Genomic DNA, 18,595 nt, shown 5'->3' with positions numbered 1-18,595 from the left:
ATGAGCCAATATGTATTAATCAAAAAGCTCAATGTGCAAAACGCTAACGCCATTGCAGGGCTTACCTATGGTTTTCCAGCAATCACCAACTTTTTAGGTTTCGCACATGCCCTTTCTAGGAAGTTACCGTCAATCTTGAATGTTCATTTAGGTGGTGTCGTGGTAGTGAGTCACAAAAATCAAGTCCATGCTCGTCAACCCAAAGGGTGGGGAGATTTTGTTTTTGCACTAACACGTAACCCGCTTTCTCACCAAGGTAAAACGGCCCCGATTAATGAAGAAGGCCGCATGAACATGCAAGTGTCTTTATTGGTTGAAGTCAAAGGGCTAGTGGCAGGCGACACACTCACAGAAGCCGAGCTTAAAGCTCAGCTTAATCAGTTGATCCCAACCTTAAGGTTGGCAGGTGGGCAAATACTCGGCTTTGAATCTTGCGAGCTGTTAAATACCGAAGAAAAGCAAGCCTATGCAGTGCGCCGTTTAATGCCGGGGTTTGTGCTTATCGATCGCCATGACTATCTTGCTGAGCACTATGAGCAATTAAAAGCGGAACAAGATGATGCTTGTTTATTCGATGCATGGTGCGATTTTGCTCAGTTAACCTATCGTGCCAGTCAAACTGAATCCGAACAATTTGAAGAAAATCGCGATATAGAGGCGACAGCTATCAAAGCGCAATGGAGCTATGTAGCCAAGCCAAAGCCGGGCTATCTAGTACCAATTGCTACAGGATATTGTGCCATTTCCCCCTTATATGCATCTGGCGAAGTGGCCAACGTCCGAGACAACACTGTACCTGTGACTTTTGCTGAAACAACATACAGTGTGGGGGAGTGGCTAAGCGTACACCGCCTGCAAAGCATCGAAACTGCACTATGGCATTACGTGGACAATCACCCTTGGTACATTGCGACCACAAATAACTTTATACAACCCATCATTGAGCCTGACTTCATCGATAGCGAAGCGGCGTTTAACCCAGATGATTTTTAAGAATATGGAGATTTAACTATGGCAGACGTAAAACTAACAACGCCTTCGGTATTGGCTTTTGAAGCGAAATTACTCCCTTCTGATGCACTAATGTTTGCGGGCAATATGAATGAAGCCACTTGGCTGCCTATTCTCGTGGGTGAAAAAGCCGTTCGAGGCACGATTTCTAACCGTCTAAAGGCGGCAACGGCCAATGACCCTGCAAAATTAGATGCCGAAGTATCAAAAGCGAATTTACAAACCGTTGATGTCGCCGCATTACCTCATAATTGCGACACGCTTAAATTAGTTTTCACCCTACGTATATTAAGTGGTTTACATGTGCCGTCTACCTGTAATAACCCTGCTTACCAAGCGGCACTCGGTGAGATCGTAAAGCAGTACCAAATAGAAACGGAATTTAAAGAGCTGGCAAAGCGCTATGCCCACAATATCGCAAATGGGCGCTTTTTATGGCGTAATCGCGTTGGCGCTGAGCAAGTTAAAGTTGTCGTGAGCGTGGGTGAAAAGCAATTTAGCTTCGATAGCTACGAGTTTAGTTTAAGAGACTTTGACAGCGGTGAAAAACTGAACGAGTTAGCTCAAATTATTCAGCAAGGTTTGATTGAGCGTCATGCATTGATCAAAGTCGAGGCTTATAGCCAATTAGGGCAAGGTCAAACGGTTTTCCCTTCACAAGAGTTAGTAATGGGGGCAGGTAAAGGTGATAAGAGCAAGTTTTTATATCAACTTGACGGTCAGGCAGCAATGCACTCGCAAAAAATTGGCAATGCCCTAAGAACCATTGATACATGGCATCCGCAAGCTGATGAAATAGGCGCGATTGCCGTAGAACCTTACGGCTCAGTCACGAATCGTGGCGCAGCATATCGCCAGCCAAAGGAAAAAACGGATTTTTATAACTTGTTAGATGCGTGGCTACTAAAAGGGAAAACACCATCGTTGGAGTCGCAACATTATGTCATGGCGATGTTGATCCGCGGTGGTGTGTTTGGTGAATAAGGAGTTGTCATGAACTACTACCAAGAGATCACTCTATTGCCAGATGCCGACATTGCCTTGGGCTTTCTCTGGCAAAACGTCTTTCAACAGGTGCATATTGCTTTGGTGGAGCACAAAGTGGCTAGTAACCAATCTTTGGTTGCGGTCGGTTTTCCTGATTATCGTCAAGCGCAGTTTCCGCTTGGCAGTAAGTTGCGTCTCTTTGCAAAAGAGCAAGCGACATTGGAAAAGTTGGATATCCACCGCTGGCTAACTCGGCTAGAAGACTATGTGCACATCAAAGGGGTAAAACCCGTACCAAACGATGTGACTTACGTAAGCTTTGTACGCAAGCAGGTGAAATCGCCCGAACGAATAGAGCGGGATATGCAGCAAAAAGCCGAACTATGGGCAGCAAAATCCGGTAAATCGCTGGTGGAATGTCTAGCGGATTTGCAACAAAGCAAGCCGACAGCATTGTGCTCTTTGCCCTTTATTTACTTGCATAGCCAGCAAACCAAGCAGCGCTCACCAGATAAAAACAGCAAGTTCCCGCTGTTTATTGAGATGCAGCAGCAAAGCACATCACAAGATGGGAGCTTTGATTGCTATGGTTTGAGCAGCAAAACGCATGGGCAGTCAGTATTGGCGACCGTACCGCACTTTTAAATTGAACGAAAAAAGGTAGTTTTACCCTTTATTTTTACTCTTTAAAAATGTGCTTTAAATACAAATGGTTGCAGCAGGCGGTTTTTAACAAGGTAAAATGACAATTTTTATCCTAATAGCCTGTTGCAGCTTATTTTTATTGGTTTATTCTATTGTTCACTGCCGCACAGGCAGCTTAGAAATCGTATAGGTCCGCCTCGCGTAGGTCCGCCTCGTTCACTGCCGCACAGGCAGCTTAGAAATACAAAAACGTAATCAGAGCCATCGTAGACGCGTTCACTGCCGCACAGGCAGCTTAGAAATTTGGTGGCAAGGTTAAATTTAAGGCGTTTAAGTTCACTGCCGCACAGGCAGCTTAGAAAGTTTATCCGGATAACTACGACACCAATCTAAAGTTCACTGCCGCACAGGCAGCTTAGAAAACGGCTCGTTGCTCCAGTTCGACGCGCGGGCAGTTCACTGCCGCACAGGCAGCTTAGAAAACCTTGAAGAGTCGGAAACGCCCCTCTATGTGGTTCACTGCCGCACAGGCAGCTTAGAAAACCAAGACAACTTTATCAACGAGTTTTCGATCGTTCACTGCCGCACAGGCAGCTTAGAAACGCTGGCACAAGCATTAGCCTTCCATCCTTAAGTTCACTGCCGCACAGGCAGCTTAGAAAAATAGGGATTGATGTCGGCAAATCTAGCACTCGTTCACTGCCGCACAGGCAGCTTAGAAAATCTTTTGCTTGGCATCGCAGTACAATACTAAGTTCACTGCCGCACAGGCAGCTTAGAAATGTGGCGAATTACTCTCATCATTGCAACCACCGTTCACTGCCGCACAGGCAGCTTAGAAAATTTTTAAACGCCTTAAATTTAACCTTACCTTGTTCACTGCCGCACAGGCAGCTTAGAAAAGAGTTAATTTGAATTGGGTACTCGGCTTCAAGTTCACTGCCGCACAGGCAGCTTAGAAAAACCGGAACAGGCATTCCAATTGGCAACCTAAGTTCACTGCCGCACAGGCAGCTTAGAAAGCCTGAGAGCCTGCTGAGTAAACTTGCCCTTCGTTCACTGCCGCACAGGCAGCTTAGAAATTCAGCTTTCACTTTATTACTCACTTACTGTGGTTCACTGCCGCACAGGCAGCTTAGAAAAACTTGCGCATGTTCTTCCATGTATTCTTGTAGTTCACTGCCGCACAGGCAGCTTAGAAAGATTGAATTCGGATTTCCTTTTCTCGCCTTGTGTTCACTGCCGCACAGGCAGCTTAGAAACAAGTCAATGCTAGACCAGTCAATATCCCAATGTTCACTGCCGCACAGGCAGCTTAGAAATCTAACTGCAAAGCATCCGTCTTTAAGTAGTCGTTCACTGCCGCACAGGCAGCTTAGAAAGAAGAGAGTGGGGCGATTGATTCGGGCTTTGAGTTCACTGCCGCACAGGCAGCTTAGAAAGTTTGCAAGGCTTTTAATGCTGGCGTAAGCCAGTTCACTGCCGCACAGGCAGCTTAGAAATGTAGCATCCATCATTTCGCCGATAACGTTTTGTTCACTGCCGCACAGGCAGCTTAGAAATCAAGAATGATGCAAAGATTTATGTTGTATTTGTTCACTGCCGCACAGGCAGCTTAGAAAAAAATGGAAGTGGTGAGATGGCGCAAGAATTTGTTCACTGCCGCACAGGCAGCTTAGAAATTGGATTGAGAAGATACTAAACGGTTCTAAAAGTTCACTGCCGCACAGGCAGCTTAGAAATATAGAGTGCGAACGCCTCCAAACCGTTCCTGGTTCACTGCCGCACAGGCAGCTTAGAAATGTGTAATCGGTAAGCGTCTTGAGAGCCGCTAGTTCACTGCCGCACAGGCAGCTTAGAAAAAACAAGAAAGTCCGTCAGCCTAAGTCTGTAAGTTCACTGCCGTATAGGCAGCTTAGAAAACGATGGTCATTCAGGCAGTTATCTAGTACGTGTTCACTGCCGTATAGGCAGCTTAGAAACGACCAGAATGTACGAGTGATGATTTGATCGAGTTCACTGCCGTATAGGCAGCTTAGAAAATTAGAAACGCCAACGTAATCATCACGCTTTTGTTCACTGCCGCACAGGCAGCTTAGAAACCTAGTGATCAAATATGAGACGGATGGAGCTAGCGAAACACGACAATCTGACCTAAGAAATAGGTATCTCTGCCTACTTTTTTGAGTTTGGAGTATGACAGAGAAAGAGAAGTACATTCACAAATAGTTAATTCATAAATAGTTAATATTGTTATAATTCTGATACCTATACAAATTAGGTTGTCAGCGATGTTGGCAGCCTAATTCACGATGAATGTTATTGACTAGCTAGTTGCACAAATGGAAAAGTTCCCCTTCGAAGCCTCTTCGATGTAGTTACTCCACCAGCGTAACATTTCTCTACGTTGGTTAAGATATAAAGCCCAGTTGTAAATACCACGAATTTGGTTTTTGTCCACGTGAGCTAGTGCTAGTTCAATGACATCATTATGAAAGAGTTTAGTTTCATTTAGCGTAGTGCTAGCCAGAGCTCTTAGACCATGGGAAACCAAACGGTCTTTAAGGCCCATACGTTTAAGGGCGATGTTAGCCGTTTGGCTGTTACTCGGCCTCATCGGGTCTTTATAGGAAGCGAATATGTATTCGCTTCCACCATTTATTTTTTTCATCCCAATCAATTTCATCCCAACGAGCTTGCGCTGTCTCAATAGGTCGGGTCATGGTATGCAGTTGCCATTCAATCATACATCGAGTGGTATACATGATACTGGCCCGTCCTAGGGTTCTCATTAACTCAGGAAGTTCGTCGGCACTTATTGATTTCATATTGGTGACGGTAGGTTTCAAGAACGCAGAACTGATTTTGGCTAAAGGGTTGTACTCAATAAGTCCCTTATTCTGAGCAAAACTCATAATTTTGTTCACACGTTGGCAGATCTTTTTCAGTGTTTCTAGGTGTCCTTTAGCCTGAAGTGGTTGAAGGGTATTTATCACTAGAGGTGCAGTAAGCTCAGTGATAGGAGTGTTGCCAAGCTTCGGTAGCAGATGAAGATTTAAAGCTCGCTGAAGGTTGACCTTTGTTTTTTCACTGATGGTTGCGCTCTTTACCGTTAACCAACTGTTTGTGACTTCAGCGAATGTAGATAGTAAGCGCTGTTGCTCTATTGTTTGTTGGTTTTTGAGTTTGACTTGTGGGTCAATGCCTGCTTGCAGTGTTTCTATAGCGCCTAGAGCCTTCTTTCTGGCATTATTAAGGGAAAGGCTAGGGTAGCTACCAAACGTCATGTTGGCGCGTTTACCGTTATGTAGACGTGTATAGTTGAATAGCCATGTCTTTGTACCGTTTGGTTTTACACGTAGACGAAGACCGTTACCATCAAAGAGCGTGTACTCTTTATTTTGTGGTTTAGCGTTAGAGATTTGTTTGTCTGTTAAAGATTTAGTCGTTCTTGCCATGATTGGTACACCGTAAATTGGAACATACGGACAATGTACCTATTTGTGTACCTAAACTTCTAAGCCAGTACGAGTCAGGAAAAGACGTTAAGAGAACGCAATCCCTTGAAATAGCTAGCTTTAGATACAAAGAAAGACGTCCTAGGACGTCTTTCTTCTTGAATTTGGCTCCCCCTGCGGGACTCGAACCTGCGACATACGGATTAACAGTCCGCCGTTCTACCAACTGAACTAAGGGGGAATTGCATTTTGTGCTGCGAATGTTAGCGAGCACCTATTCAGGTGTCAACTATCAAACGGCAAAATAAGTGAATTAAAATGTAGAAAAAAGTCTTTACTTTTCTGTAGCCCTTATCCACCAAGGGCTATATTTACTTATCCACCAAAATTGTGGATAAGTGTGTGTGTTAATTTTGAGTAAGTCAGATTTATGCAAGCTTGATGGAATTGATACTCAGAGAGCATTGGATCTAATGGCTTACTAAATAAGGATTTTTAGAATTTATTCACTTAGATTACCGACGTGAAAATCTCGGCTGTAATTGTGGGTTGAATGCAAAAATGGCAAAAAATGTGAATAAGCTGTGAGTATTTATTCGGGATTTTAAGAGGGAGATCTCTAGCAGGGCGAAGAATAATATCAGGATTGAAGTGAATGATCTAGCCATAAGGTACGACTTTAAGCAAAACAGCGATTAATTTTATAATCGGCTCTTGAGTCTGTATATATATACAGACACAATAGAAGCCTTCCCTCAGCCAAGGACAGAGATGCGTCATGAGTAAAGTATTTGATTTAGTGTCTGATTATCAGCCTTCTGGTGATCAGCCGACTGCGATCAGCCAGTTGCTAGATGGGCTAGATGCGGGTTTAGCTCACCAAACTTTGCTGGGTGTGACAGGGTCGGGTAAGACATTTACGTTAGCTAATGTTATTGCGACGGCGCAACGTCCCGCTATTTTACTTGCCCCGAATAAAACGTTGGCCGCCCAGTTGTATGGCGAAATGAAATCCTTTTTCCCTAACAATGCTGTTGAGTTCTTTGTCTCTTACTACGATTATTACCAGCCAGAGGCTTACGTTCCAACGACAGATACGTTTATTGAAAAAGATGCTTCCGTCAATGCTCATATTGAGCAGATGCGTCTCTCAGCAACAAAAGCGCTGTTAGAGCGTAAAGATGCCATCATTGTAGCATCAGTCTCTGCGATCTATGGTTTGGGTGATCCTGAGTCTTATCTAAAGATGATGCTTCACATTCGTCGTGGAGACATGATGGATCAGAGGGATATCCTGCGTCGTTTAGCGGAGCTTCAGTACAGTCGTAATGATGTCGCATTTGAGCGAGGTCAGTTTCGAGTCCGTGGGGAAGTGATTGATATTTTTCCGGCAGAATCGGATCAGGACGCAGTGCGTATCGAGATGTTTGATGACGAGATTGACTGTATCAGTGTCTTCGACCCGCTTACTGGGGCGGTCAAGCAACGTGACTTAGCGCGATATACCATCTATCCCAAAACCCACTATGTTACGCCGAGAGATCGAATTCTTGATGCCATCGAAGAGATTAAGGTCGAGCTGGAAGGGCGCAAAAAATATTTACTAGAAAATAATAAATTGCTAGAAGAGCAGCGTATTTCCCAGCGTACCCAGTTTGACATTGAGATGATGAATGAGCTTGGGTTTTGCTCAGGTATCGAAAACTATTCCCGTTATCTTAGTGGCCGCAAAGAAGGCGAGCCGCCTCCGACGCTCTTTGACTACTTACCTCACGATGGCCTGCTCATCATTGATGAGTCCCATGTGACTGTGCCGCAAATAGGCGCAATGTTTAAAGGTGATCGCTCTAGAAAAGAAACGCTGGTGGAATTTGGCTTTCGTTTACCTTCCGCACTGGACAACCGCCCACTGAAGTTCGAAGAGTTTGAATCTTTGGCTCCCCAAACTATCTTTGTTTCTGCGACTCCTGGTAACTATGAGCTGGAGAAGTCGGATGGCGAAGTGGCCGATCAGGTAGTGCGTCCAACGGGTTTGCTTGATCCCGAGTTGGAGGTTCGTCCGGTTGCAACTCAGGTTGATGATCTTCTCTCAGAAATTCGTATTCGTTCAGCCAAGGATGAACGAGTACTTGTGACGACGTTAACTAAACGTATGGCTGAGGATCTCACAGAGTACCTCACTGAGCATGATGTAAAGGTTCGCTACCTTCACTCAGATATTGATACTGTAGAACGGGTAGAAATCATTCGTGATTTACGTCTTGGTGAGTTTGATGTGCTTGTCGGTATCAACTTATTGCGAGAAGGTCTTGATATGCCTGAAGTCTCTTTAGTGGCGATTTTAGATGCGGATAAAGAAGGCTTCTTACGCTCCGAGCGCTCACTGATTCAGACCATAGGTCGTGCAGCGCGAAATGTTGCTGGCAAAGCGATTTTGTATGCGGATCGGATCACTAAATCGATGGAAAAGGCGATGGATGAGACCAACCGTCGTCGAGAGAAGCAGCAAGAGTACAACCAGAAAATGGGTATTGAGCCTCAAGCGCTTAAGCGTAATGTCAAAGACATTATGGAACTGGGTGATATTGCTAAGAGCAAGAAGCAGCGAGTGAGCAAAACCGTGCCGTTGTCTAAAGTGGCTGAGTCCTCACAAAGCTACGATGTAATGACACCTCAGCAGCTTGATAAAGAGATCGCGAAGCTTGAAGCGCAGATGTATCAACATGCTCAAGATCTGGAGTTTGAACGGGCGGCGGAGATGCGTGATCAGATAGATCGGTTAAGACAAAAGTTTATTACTAACAGCTAATTGGTTGGTGCAGGACTAAAAAAATAGCCAATAGAAATCGTTAATCTATTGGCTGTAATTTGTGAATATAAAATTCACTAACAACGTCAGTTGGCTAGGTGACCCGTTAGGGTCATTGAAATTGATAGCATATAGTGTGCCAAAATTTTTGCGGTCAAAATGAGCCATATTTCACTCAAATAGGTCATTTTTGGGTATTTGAATTGCAAATTGCAAAGCGCAATGCAATGATTGTACAAGATGCAAACAAACCATGGCTAGGTTATGCAACATAATACTCAAACACAAAAATCAAAATATCTGCTTATGGTAGAGGATACGGCTTCCGTCGCCGCACTCTACCGCTCATATCTTACTCCACTTCAGATCGACATCAACATCGTCGGCACTGGGCGTGATGCTATCGAAAGTCTCAACTTTCGAACCCCTGATTTGATCCTTCTTGACCTACGTTTGCCTGATATGACAGGCATGGATGTACTTCATGCGGTCAAAGAGAAGAACCCAGATGTTCCAGTTATCTTTATGACTGCACACGGTTCAATTGATACTGCGGTTGAAGCAATGCGCCATGGCGCTCAGGATTTTTTGATTAAGCCCTGTGAAGCGGACCGTTTGCGTGTCACCGTGAACAATGCTTTACGCAAAGCGAATAAGTTAAAGAACGAAGGTGACAGTCTTTCAAGCCAAGGTTATCAAGGTTTTATTGGCAGTAGCCAAACCATGCAAGCGGTCTATCGAACCATAGATTCCGCAGCGGCGAGTAAGGCGAGCATCTTTATAACTGGCGAAAGTGGCACCGGTAAAGAAGTGTGTGCAGAAGCGATTCACGCGACAAGCAAACGTGGGGATAAACCTTTTATAGCGATTAACTGTGCTGCAATCCCGAAAGATCTGATTGAAAGTGAGTTGTTTGGTCATGTTAAAGGGGCATTTACTGGTGCTGCGACTGACCGACAAGGTGCGGCTGAGTTGGCAGATGGAGGTACGCTATTCCTCGATGAGTTGTGTGAGATGGATCTAGAGTTGCAAACGAAACTGTTGAGATTCATCCAGACAGGTACCTTCCAAAAGGTCGGATCTTCTAAGATGAAAAGTGTCGATGTACGTTTTGTATGCGCAACGAACCGCGACCCTTGGAAAGAGGTGGAGGAAGGGCGTTTTCGCGAAGACTTGTACTACCGCCTCTACGTTATCCCACTTCATCTACCTCCTTTGAGAGAACGTGGTGATGATATCATTGAGATTGCGTACTCTCTATTGGGCTTTATGTCTAAGGAAGAGGGGAAAGATTTTGTCCGGTTAGCACCGGATGTTGTTGAACGTTTTGCTCGCTACGAATGGCCTGGTAACGTGCGTCAGTTACAGAACGTATTGCGCAACGTTGTAGTGCTCAACAACGGCAGGGAAATATTGTTAGAGATGTTGCCACCACCGTTGAATAAGCCTGCGACCAATGAGATTAGAGTCCCATTAGCGCAAAGCGAAACGGTCTCGGTACAAGATATCTTCCCTCTATGGTTAACCGAGAAAAATGCGATAGAGCAAGCCATTAAAGCGTGTGATGGCAATATTCCCAAAGCCGCTGGTTATTTAGATGTCAGTCCGTCGACTATCTACCGTAAGCTACAGGCTTGGAACGCGAAGGAAGTGCAATAGTGGATATTTTGAACCAAAGTAAGATTGACAGGCTGGCGAGTGAGATTGGCCCTGAAAACGTGCCAGTGTTGCTAGAGATATTTTTGAACGAGCTTGCTATGTATATTGAGACCTTATCTCAACAAGAAGGAGAAGGGCAGCAGGCGTATCTCAAGGAAATCAGCCACGCTTTAAAGAGCAGCGCCGCAAGTTTTGGGGCAGAAGCGTTGTGTGCTTACTCGATTGAACTTGATGCGCGAGGAAAGACGGGCGCGACGCTTGAGCTTGCTGATCACAAAGACAAAATGCTATCTCTGCTCAATCAAACTGAGCAGAGATACCAACAATTACTCACACAGTAAGTACTCTATTGCTTGCTGGAGTTTGCTTCGATCATGGCGCCAATCACGGTTTGGTGATGCTAACGGCGTCGTGACGCAGTTCCACTCTTCAAGTTCTGGATGAGGCTCTTCACCCAGCACTACGTCAATTCGTCGACCTTGGCATGAGCGCTCACACCATTCGAGCTTCTCTTGAAGTGTCATTTTTCCTGCAGGGCCGTGTTCGGCAGAGAGGTTTTCTACGAAGACCAATTTTGCCTTACGGTTATTGGCAATAGCACGACCAATCTCCGGCAGCAGTAATGGCGGCATGATACTGGTCAAAAAGCTACCTGGGCCGAGAATAATAGCATCGGCCTGTTCTAGTGCGATAACACCTTCTTTTGTGGCGGGCACTTCGGGTTCCAAATCCAGCCTGAGAAGTTTATCCGGCATCTCGTCAACACTGGTTTCTCCGGTCACCCAGCGACCGTTCGGTGCCAATGCCTTTAGATCTGAAGGATGTTCCGACATAGGAATGATATTCACATCGACTTTCAGCATATTGCGTATAAGATTTGTGGCGTCTAATGGACGAACGGAAAGGTTGTCAAGTGCCGTTAGCATCAGGTTGCCGAGATTATGGCCATCGAGTTCGCCCGCGCCTTTAAATCGATATTCAAACATCATTGAACTGATGGAAGGATCGGTAATCAACTGGTTGATACAGTTACGTGTATCTCCCCAAGCTATTCCTCCCTGACAATGGCGGATCCGTCCTGTCGAACCACCATTATCTGTGGTTGCAACGATACCCGTGGCGTTGCTGCCAAAATCTTTTAGCGCCGCAAGCATGCGACCAAGGCCATGGCCTCCACCGACTGCGACGACTTTCTTGCTAGCGTAAACTGTCATGCTGAGCTTCTATTTTATTCATAACCAACTACAATTTAGATTATTGCATTAACATCAAATACTCAATAATAGGTAATTTGGGCTCTAAGCATGATTTTTTCGTTTAGAGGGTAGAATCACGTACAATTATTAAGTATTTTAATGTAAAGCTACTACCCAATATAGGGGTAGTTGCCATAACTCCGAGCTCACAAAGCTAAGTTCATACTGAATAAGCGTTTTGAGCCAGTGACGCGTTGTCACAAGGGCATAATTGGAAATGATTATGCCTCCCGTGTTTGGAAAGGTGTTCCGTGGCGCAACAATTCGAAGATAGATTTCATCGCAAGTTTTACTACTTGCGTCTTTCTGTTACAGATGTCTGTAACTTTAAATGCACATACTGCCTGCCTGATGGTTATCAACCTTCCGGGCAAAAAAACTCGTCTTTTCTAGCCTTACCAGAGATTAAGCGTGTCGTACGCGCGTTTGCTGATTGTGGCACGTCAAAAGTTCGTATCACTGGTGGTGAGCCGAGCTTACGCAAAGATTTCACCGACATAATTCATACCATCGCCTCGACTGACGGTATTCAAAAAGTTGCAACTACGACCAATGGCTATCGTATGGAGAAGCAGGTCGCTGAGTGGAAGCAAGCTGGTCTTACTCACGTCAATGTGAGTGTTGATAGCTTAGATCCTCGCATGTTTCATCAGATCACCGGTGAGAACAAGTTCACTCAGGTTATGGCAGGAATTGATCGTGCGTTTGAAGTGGGCTACGAGCAGGTCAAAGTAAATGTTGTGTTGATGAAAGATCTCAATGCTCACGAGTTACCTGCCTTTCTAAACTGGATTAAAGACAGACCGATTCAATTACGTTTTATCGAATTAATGAAAACCGGTGAAATGGATGAATTATTTAAGCGCCACCATGTTTCAGGCGTTGCGATTCGTAATCAACTGATTGCAAATGGTTGGTTACTTAAAGTCCGTGATAAAAACGACGGTCCGGCGCAAGTCTTTGTCCACCCTGATTACCAAGGCGAAATCGGCTTGATTATGCCGTATGAAAAAGACTTCTGTGAAAGCTGTAATCGTTTGCGAGTATCGGCAACGGGTAAGCTTCACTTGTGCCTATTTGGTGATCATGGCATCGAGTTACGCGACTTACTTCAGCAAGATACGCAAGAAACCGAGCTAATTGAACGAATCCAAGCACAGCTGCAAACCAAGTCGGTCAGCCACTTCCTTCACGATGGAAATTCAGGTATGACCCCGCACTTGGCCTCAATTGGCGGCTAATACACGTCAACAAACATATAACGCACTTCAGTGACAGCAGGGTGCGAACATTACTTTGAAAAATAAAGGTGAACAAATGGGTCACGCAGAAAGCAAATTCCAACCAGCAAACATCGCAGTTTTAACCGTTTCGGATACTCGTACTGAAGAAAACGATACGTCAGGCGGCTTCTTAGTTGAAAACGCTAAAGAAGCAGGTCATAACGTGGTTGATAAGCAGATTGTTATCGATGATATGTACAAAATCCGCGCTATCGTTTCACAGTGGATTGCGGATGAAAATGTTCAAGCGATTATGATTACTGGTGGTACAGGCTTTACTTCTCGTGACAGTACGCCAGAAGCACTGAAGCCATTATTCGACAAAGAAGTTGAAGGTTTTGGTGAATTGTTCCGTATGGTTTCATACGAAGAGATTGGCACGTCAACCATTCAATCACGCGCGATCGCCGGTTTTGCTAACCACACGGTTATTTTTGCGATGCCTGGTTCGACAGGCGCTTGCCGCACGGGTTGGACTAAGATCATCAAGCAGCAGCTAGACGCTAGCCACCGTCCTTGTAACTTTATGCCTCACCTATCGGTATAATTTTTGGAGCGAACAATGAGCGAGTTGACTCATATTAACGCTTCCGGTGAAGCAAACATGGTTGATGTATCGGCTAAGGCAGAAACAGTGCGTGAAGCTCGTGCAGAAGCTTTTGTCCACATGGCCGCTGAAACTCTAGAGCTGATTGTCTCTGGTCAGCATCATAAAGGTGATGTATTTGCTACGGCGCGAATCGCAGGGATTCAAGCCGCGAAGAAAACGTGGGATCTGATTCCACTGTGCCACCCTCTATTGCTTTCTAAGGTTGAAGTACAGCTAGAAGCGATTGAAGCAGAAAATATGGTACGAATTGAATCTGTATGTAAGTTGTCAGGCAAAACTGGCGTTGAGATGGAAGCGTTGACTGCTGCATCGGTCGCGGCACTGACTATTTACGACATGTGTAAAGCGGTACAGAAAGACATGGTCATTGGACAGGTTCGCTTGCTGGAAAAAACAGGTGGCAAATCGGGTCACTTTAAGGTGGAACAATGATTAAAGTTCTTTTTTTTGCACAGACGCGTGAACTTGTTGGCAAGGATGAACTCGAGCTAGAGGGTGACTTTGCTACTGTTGAAGCTATTCGCGCGCATCTCGTTCAGCAAGAAGGTAAGTGGGACTTAGCTCTGGAGCCGGGTAAACTGCTGGCCGCGGTTAATCAATCGATTGTACCTTTGGATCATCCGATTCAATCTGGTGACGAAGTGGCGTTCTTCCCGCCAGTTACTGGGGGATAAACATGGACAGTCGTGTATCGGTTCAGTTTGAAGATTTTTCTCTCAGTGATGAATATCAGGCGTTATCGGATGGTACTTCAGCAGGTGCTGTGGTGACGTTTGTTGGTAAGGTTCGTGATATAAACCTTGGCGATAATGTTACTGGCTTATCGCTCGAGCATTATCCTGGTATGACTGAAAAGGCACTAGGTGAAATCTGTGATGAAGCAGAGCGACGTTGGCCACTTTTAAATATCCGAGTCATTCACCGTGTTGGAGATTTGGATATCGGTGATCAAATCGTGTTTGTTGGTGTGTCGAGCGCGCACCGTGGCGCGGCCTTCGATGCGTGTGAGTTTGTGATGGATTATCTTAAAACCAAAGCCCCCTTTTGGAAAAAAGAACGCACCACAGATACCACGCGTTGGGTCGAGTCAAGAGACTCTGACGCCAAAGCTGCTGAACGCTGGCAGCAGAAATAGTGACAGAGCGAGTTGCGAGAATGAAAGCTTCCTTAGGGAAGCTTTTTTATTGTTTATTACAACAGCGAAAGAGTCTCTCTGGCAAGATCTGAAACTGTGGTTGTTGGATTAAATATTTTCTAGTCATAGCATGTCATTTGCAGGGCATTTGATAGGCGGATGGCGAGCGAATACGGATGTTCAGAAGCATTGTAAGTGGTGGCGTGAGGTTTAATAGACTTAGCCTATTGCAAAAATTGTTGATTTCCATTTAGTAAAATCAAGAAATTAGACAACAATTACAATATACAGCAAAGCTTGCACGCAAGGAGACACAGATGGAATCATTAAAAGTAAAAGACTACATGACCCTGCAAGCGGTAACCTTTACCCCAGAGATGTCATTGACGGCAGCTCTCGACAAGGTAATGAATTCACGCTATCTAGGTGGTCCAGTTATTAACGAGCAGAAAGAGGTCATCGGTTTTCTTTCTGGGCAAGATCTACTCGATAAACTCATTAATGTGAGTTACTACTGTCAGGACAGTCACATTGTTGCAGATTGTATGCATCGCGAAGTGCTATCCGTTACGTCTGATACATCGATTATTGAGTTGGCAGAGATGATGAAGGTAGGGCGTCCGAAAGTCTATCCTGTCATTGACGCGGGTAAACTGGTCGGCATCATTACGCGACGAGATGTGCTCAGAGCGATAGGCAAAAATATTGAGGATTGCTTTAAACATCCTGTATAACAGTTAGAACATGAAAATAATAAGAGGTGCCACGTGCACCTCTTGTTGTTTTTCCATCAAGCTCAAAAGGGAAGCGTATGTCTGATCAGAGTGCTAAGTTTGTTCAGGGGTCAACCATGCGTCACATACTCGTGATGTCGGGGCCGGCGCAGGCGTCCGTTTTCGCTCAATTTACTGTGCTGTTTTTCTCAATCTTGGTAAAGCAACGTTGGGGACGCTGCCCTTTGTCCACTTAGGGGCAATGTGGTTTGGTGCGCTGGGCGTACTTTATGGTCAAGCGCTTGGCACAGTTGTTTTTGGTTTGATCGCCATCGTGGTGCTTCGTAAGCATATTAATGATTTGATGCGTTCGGCGTGTCTTGAACATGCGACCTCTGATCCCGCTATTACCAGTGTGAACAGTCAACCTTTCTGTAGTCATGATGCTGTGCTCATTGATGATGTTGCCGCAACCACAGATGTTACACAACAAAATCGAGAAAAAGGTTGACCTTGGAGCTAGCTCTAAGGTTTACACTTCGAGTGTACAGTGAACGGAGATAAACATATGTGCACAAAACACAAAGCATGCCAATCAACCAAAATGGCACCAGTTCCAAGCCAATCTGGTTCTTGCGCTAGCCCAAATATTTCGTCAATTAAAATTGTCGGTGTCGAAACTACAGAAGCGGGCTGTTGCAGCTCGAACAGTTGTAGCAGCGGCTCAGACCCTAGTGAAGATGAGGGGGAGCCCAGTCTTTCTACACGTTTTACTCAAAGCTGGATAATTGAAGGGATGGATTGTCCATCTTGCGCAAGAAAAATTGAGACCGCAGTAAACCGAGTAAGTGGTGTTGCTGAAGCCAAGGTACTGTTTGCGACCGAAAAGCTCATCATTAAAACCGATAGCGCTAGTGTCATTCAGTTAGTTGAGCAAGCCGTCATTGATAGCGGATTTACATTTTCTAGCGCTAGCACGCGTGAAGACAAAAAACGTTCACAGGGCTGGAAGTCGGTATTTATTCAGAACAGTCAAATCATTGCGATAGCCTCTGCTATGGCGGTCGCCGCACTCATCAGCCCCTCATTTCCGCTCATCAGTGAGTGGATGTTTATCTTCACCTGTCTTGCAGGTCTTTATCCAATCAGTAAAAAGGCGATCGCCCTTGCTCGTTCGGGTACCCCTTTCGCTATTGAAACCCTGATGAGCGTTGCGGCACTTGGTGCTCTCTATTTGGGGGAGACTATCGAAGCGGCGATGGTATTACTCTTGTTTCTCATTGGCGAGCGGTTAGAAGCGTTTGCTGCCTCAAGGGCACGAAGTGGTGTGCAGGCATTGATGGAGCTAGTTCCTGAAAATGCAATCCAAATCATCGATGGTAAACGTGTTGAGGTATCAGCAAGTCAGTTGCTTCCTGGCGATGTGATTGAAGTGTCACCCGGTTCCCGTCTTCCTGCTGATGGCAAGTTACTGGCAGAGGTCGCTAGCTTCGATGAAAGTGCTTTAACAGGCGAATCTGTGCCTGTTGAACGATACCAAGATGAATCTGTCATGGCTGGCGCGGTTGTCGTGGATAAAGTTGTTCGACTGACCATTACCTCCAAACAGGGTGAAAACGCTATTGATCGTATTCTCCACCTCATCGAAGAGGCGGAATCGCGTAAAGCACCATTAGAACGTTTCTTGGATAAGTTCAGTCGTTGGTATACCCCTTTGATGATGTTGGTGTCACTACTTGTCATCATCACGCCTCCGCTTCTGTTTGCTCAACCTTGGGAAACTTGGGTCTATCGAGGTTTGGCATTACTGCTTATTGCCTGTCCCTGTGCTTTGGTTATATCTACACCGGCAGCGATTACGTCTGGGCTTGCGGCGGCAGCAAGGCGTGGGGCGTTGATCAAAGGTGGGGCAGCCTTAGAGCAGCTTGGAAAAATCGACACAGTCGCCTTCGATAAAACGGGTACCTTAACCAAAGGTAAACCAGAAGTGACCGATCTTATTGCCTTTGGTGAATGGACCGAAATGACCTTAATGGAGAAAATTGCTGCTATTGAAGTTGGCTCAAGTCATCCATTGGCGGTGTCTCTAGTGAACAAAGCCAAACTCATGGGCATTGACATTCCTGAAGCCAAAGATAAGCAAGCTTTGGTTGGCAGTGGTGTTCGAGGTGTCGTTGATAATGTTGAATATCAGGTTACAGCACCAAGTAAAGTGACTCTTCCACTTAGTGAAAATTGGCTGACGCAGATTGAAGGGTTAGAGCAGCAAGGTAAAACCGTTGTGGTCGCGATTGAAAATCAAGCAAGAGTAATGGGGGTAATTGCGTGGCAAGATACCTTGCGAGATGATTCGGCACAAGCGGTTAAAGCGTTACAAAAATTGGGTGTTCGCTCTATCATGTTGACGGGTGACAACCCTCGCAGTGCAAGGGCTATTAGCTCAATGATCGGTATTGACTACCAGGCTGGTCTGCTGCCACAAGATAAGGTGAGTTACGTTGAACAGCTATCGGCGGTCGATAATGTCGCCATGGTTGGAGACGGTATTAACGATGCTCCAGCGATGAAAGCGTCAAGTATTGGTATTGCCATGGGGGGGGGTACTGATGTAGCACTAGAAACGGCCGATGCAGCTTTGACTCATAACCGCTTGACTGAGCTTGCTGGAATGATTGAGTTATCGAGATCAACGTTAGGCATAATTCGTCAAAATATCGCTTTGGCACTCGGTTTGAAAGGTGTCTTCCTTATTACCAGCTTGCTCGGCTTAACGGGTTTGTGGGTGGCGGTACTGGCTGATAGTGGCGCGACAGCGATAGTGACACTCAATGCGTTGCGACTGTTAAAGTTTAAGTCCCAACTCGATTAGTGGATAGAACAATAAATAGCCCTTACATTTATGATGTAAGGGCTATTTTTTATGCAACTGACAAATTGGATTTGCTAAAAATTGTGATCGAAAACGATTTTGTTTGCAATGTTCATTTTTGTTGCGATCATTGTTGTGATCAGTGTCACTATAAAGCTCT

The 18,595-nt window shown here is 45.3% G+C and carries 15 protein-coding genes, 1 tRNA gene, 2 pseudogenes, 1 CRISPR repeat array and 1 riboswitch; of the genes and pseudogenes, 15 read left to right on the top strand and 3 right to left on the bottom strand.

Annotated features, from left to right (window positions below; all coding sequences use genetic code 11):
• The 3 genes from csy2 to cas6f are packed head-to-tail and all read left to right on the top strand — an operon-like array spanning position 1 to position 2,643.
• Positions 1-993 (top strand): type I-F CRISPR-associated protein Csy2, encoded by a 993-nt coding sequence (csy2, locus tag ACQEXR_RS12480; protein ID WP_331417366.1) that lies wholly within the window; start codon positions 1-3, stop codon positions 991-993.
• Between the two features lie 18 nt (positions 994-1,011).
• Positions 1,012-1,995: a type I-F CRISPR-associated protein Csy3 gene (gene csy3, locus ACQEXR_RS12475; protein WP_331417367.1), complete on the top strand. Its 984-nt coding sequence runs from the start codon at positions 1,012-1,014 to the stop codon at positions 1,993-1,995.
• Between the two features lie 9 nt (positions 1,996-2,004).
• On the top strand, positions 2,005-2,643 hold the full coding sequence (gene cas6f / locus ACQEXR_RS12470) for a type I-F CRISPR-associated endoribonuclease Cas6/Csy4 (RefSeq protein ID WP_427020440.1): 639 nt from the start codon (positions 2,005-2,007) through the stop codon (positions 2,641-2,643).
• A 154-nt stretch (positions 2,644-2,797) separates the two neighbouring features.
• Positions 2,798-4,745: direct repeats of the CRISPR family, unit length 28 nt; unit sequence GTTCACTGCCGCACAGGCAGCTTAGAAA.
• Between the two features lie 224 nt (positions 4,746-4,969).
• On the opposite strand, the pseudogene ACQEXR_RS12465 reads toward cas6f, so the two are convergent.
• Both ACQEXR_RS12465 and ACQEXR_RS12460 read right to left on the bottom strand, forming a co-directional pair.
• Positions 4,970-6,101: pseudogene (locus ACQEXR_RS12465) on the bottom strand (integrase arm-type DNA-binding domain-containing protein).
• Positions 6,102-6,266: 165 nt separating this feature from the next.
• Positions 6,267-6,342: transfer RNA gene (locus ACQEXR_RS12460), tRNA-Asn, on the bottom strand.
• 537 nt (positions 6,343-6,879) lie between these two features.
• Here ACQEXR_RS12460 and uvrB point away from each other — a divergent pair.
• The 3 genes from uvrB (at position 6,880) to luxU (ending at position 10,910) form a co-directional block, all read left to right on the top strand.
• A complete protein-coding gene (uvrB, locus tag ACQEXR_RS12455) occupies positions 6,880-8,910 on the top strand; it encodes an excinuclease ABC subunit UvrB (protein ID WP_427020439.1) in 2,031 nt (676 codons plus the stop codon).
• 264 nt (positions 8,911-9,174) lie between these two features.
• Positions 9,175-10,569: a quorum-sensing sigma-54 dependent transcriptional regulator LuxO gene (gene luxO, locus ACQEXR_RS12450; RefSeq protein ID WP_331417370.1), complete on the top strand. Its 1,395-nt coding sequence runs from the start codon at positions 9,175-9,177 to the stop codon at positions 10,567-10,569.
• On the top strand, positions 10,569-10,910 hold the full coding sequence (gene luxU / locus ACQEXR_RS12445; protein ID WP_331417371.1) for a quorum-sensing phosphorelay protein LuxU: 342 nt from the start codon (positions 10,569-10,571) through the stop codon (positions 10,908-10,910). Before luxO ends, luxU begins: the two co-directional genes overlap by 1 nt.
• Here the strand turns inward: luxU and ACQEXR_RS12440 are convergent.
• A complete protein-coding gene (locus ACQEXR_RS12440; RefSeq protein ID WP_138973607.1) occupies positions 10,896-11,783 on the bottom strand; it encodes a YvcK family protein in 888 nt (295 codons plus the stop codon). The two genes, luxU and ACQEXR_RS12440, sit on opposite strands and share 15 nt — an antisense overlap.
• A 168-nt stretch (positions 11,784-11,951) precedes the next feature.
• A riboswitch (molybdenum cofactor riboswitch) is annotated at positions 11,952-12,088 on the top strand.
• On the opposite strand from ACQEXR_RS12440, the gene moaA reads away from it, so the two are divergent.
• The 9 genes and pseudogenes from moaA (at position 12,077) to ACQEXR_RS12395 (ending at position 18,435) form a co-directional block, all read left to right on the top strand.
• Positions 12,077-13,066: a GTP 3',8-cyclase MoaA gene (moaA, locus tag ACQEXR_RS12435; RefSeq protein WP_426953130.1), complete on the top strand. Its 990-nt coding sequence runs from the start codon at positions 12,077-12,079 to the stop codon at positions 13,064-13,066. (Overlaps the previous riboswitch by 12 nt.)
• A 76-nt stretch (positions 13,067-13,142) precedes the next feature.
• On the top strand, positions 13,143-13,655 hold the full coding sequence (moaB, locus tag ACQEXR_RS12430) for a molybdenum cofactor biosynthesis protein B (RefSeq protein WP_138973605.1): 513 nt from the start codon (positions 13,143-13,145) through the stop codon (positions 13,653-13,655).
• 15 nt (positions 13,656-13,670) lie between these two features.
• Positions 13,671-14,150, top strand: a complete 480-nt coding sequence (gene moaC / locus ACQEXR_RS12425) for a cyclic pyranopterin monophosphate synthase MoaC (RefSeq protein ID WP_331427593.1) — start codon at positions 13,671-13,673, stop codon at positions 14,148-14,150.
• Complete coding sequence (gene moaD, locus ACQEXR_RS12420) at positions 14,147-14,392, top strand: molybdopterin synthase sulfur carrier subunit (protein ID WP_138973603.1); 246 nt, start codon at positions 14,147-14,149, stop codon at positions 14,390-14,392. The genes moaC and moaD overlap by 4 nt, the downstream gene beginning before the upstream one ends.
• Positions 14,393-14,394: 2 nt before the next feature.
• A complete protein-coding gene (gene moaE, locus ACQEXR_RS12415) occupies positions 14,395-14,853 on the top strand; it encodes a molybdopterin synthase catalytic subunit MoaE (protein WP_138973602.1) in 459 nt (152 codons plus the stop codon).
• A 317-nt stretch (positions 14,854-15,170) separates the two neighbouring features.
• Positions 15,171-15,587 carry a CBS domain-containing protein gene (locus ACQEXR_RS12410; RefSeq protein ID WP_138973601.1) on the top strand — a complete coding sequence of 139 codons (417 nt, stop codon included), beginning with the start codon at positions 15,171-15,173 and terminating at the stop codon, positions 15,585-15,587.
• Positions 15,588-15,664: 77 nt separating this feature from the next.
• Entirely contained in the window at positions 15,665-15,823 is a 159-nt protein-coding gene (locus ACQEXR_RS12405; protein WP_426953140.1) for a hypothetical protein, read from the top strand.
• Positions 15,775-16,077, top strand: a pseudogene (locus tag ACQEXR_RS12400) (MATE family efflux transporter); the annotation flags it as partial. The gene ACQEXR_RS12405 and the pseudogene ACQEXR_RS12400, both read left to right, overlap by 49 nt.
• Before the next feature lie 57 nt (positions 16,078-16,134).
• A complete protein-coding gene (locus ACQEXR_RS12395) occupies positions 16,135-18,435 on the top strand; it encodes a zinc/cadmium/mercury/lead-transporting ATPase (protein ID WP_427020438.1) in 2,301 nt (766 codons plus the stop codon).
• Positions 18,436-18,595 lie beyond the last annotated feature (160 nt).

Origin of the sequence: Vibrio sp. TRT 2004 (assembly GCF_050113735.1) — a bacterium.
Classification (GTDB): Bacteria; Pseudomonadota; Gammaproteobacteria; order Enterobacterales; family Vibrionaceae; genus Vibrio.
The sequence above is the reverse complement of the archived record's forward strand: the minus strand, read 5'-3'. Positions and strand labels throughout refer to the sequence as shown.

Bases quoted from the DNA above. Each gene is read 5' to 3' on its own strand.
- luxO (WP_331417370.1), top strand. From the start codon at position 9,175: ATGCAACATAATACTCAAACACAAAAATCAAAATATCTGCTTATGGTA.
- cas6f (WP_427020440.1), top strand. From the start codon at position 2,005: ATGAACTACTACCAAGAGATCACTCTATTGCCAGATGCCGACATTGCC.
- csy2 (WP_331417366.1), top strand. From the start codon at position 1: ATGAGCCAATATGTATTAATCAAAAAGCTCAATGTGCAAAACGCTAAC.
- csy3 (WP_331417367.1), top strand. From the start codon at position 1,012: ATGGCAGACGTAAAACTAACAACGCCTTCGGTATTGGCTTTTGAAGCG.
- moaB (WP_138973605.1), top strand. From the start codon at position 13,143: ATGGGTCACGCAGAAAGCAAATTCCAACCAGCAAACATCGCAGTTTTA.
- ACQEXR_RS12395 (WP_427020438.1), top strand. From the start codon at position 16,135: ATGTGCACAAAACACAAAGCATGCCAATCAACCAAAATGGCACCAGTT.
- ACQEXR_RS12410 (WP_138973601.1), top strand. From the start codon at position 15,171: ATGGAATCATTAAAAGTAAAAGACTACATGACCCTGCAAGCGGTAACC.
- uvrB (WP_427020439.1), top strand. From the start codon at position 6,880: ATGAGTAAAGTATTTGATTTAGTGTCTGATTATCAGCCTTCTGGTGAT.
- moaD (WP_138973603.1), top strand. From the start codon at position 14,147: ATGATTAAAGTTCTTTTTTTTGCACAGACGCGTGAACTTGTTGGCAAG.
- moaE (WP_138973602.1), top strand. From the start codon at position 14,395: ATGGACAGTCGTGTATCGGTTCAGTTTGAAGATTTTTCTCTCAGTGAT.
- ACQEXR_RS12440 (WP_138973607.1), bottom strand. From the start codon at position 11,783: ATGACAGTTTACGCTAGCAAGAAAGTCGTCGCAGTCGGTGGAGGCCAT.
- moaC (WP_331427593.1), top strand. From the start codon at position 13,671: ATGAGCGAGTTGACTCATATTAACGCTTCCGGTGAAGCAAACATGGTT.
- ACQEXR_RS12405 (WP_426953140.1), top strand. From the start codon at position 15,665: ATGTCTGATCAGAGTGCTAAGTTTGTTCAGGGGTCAACCATGCGTCAC.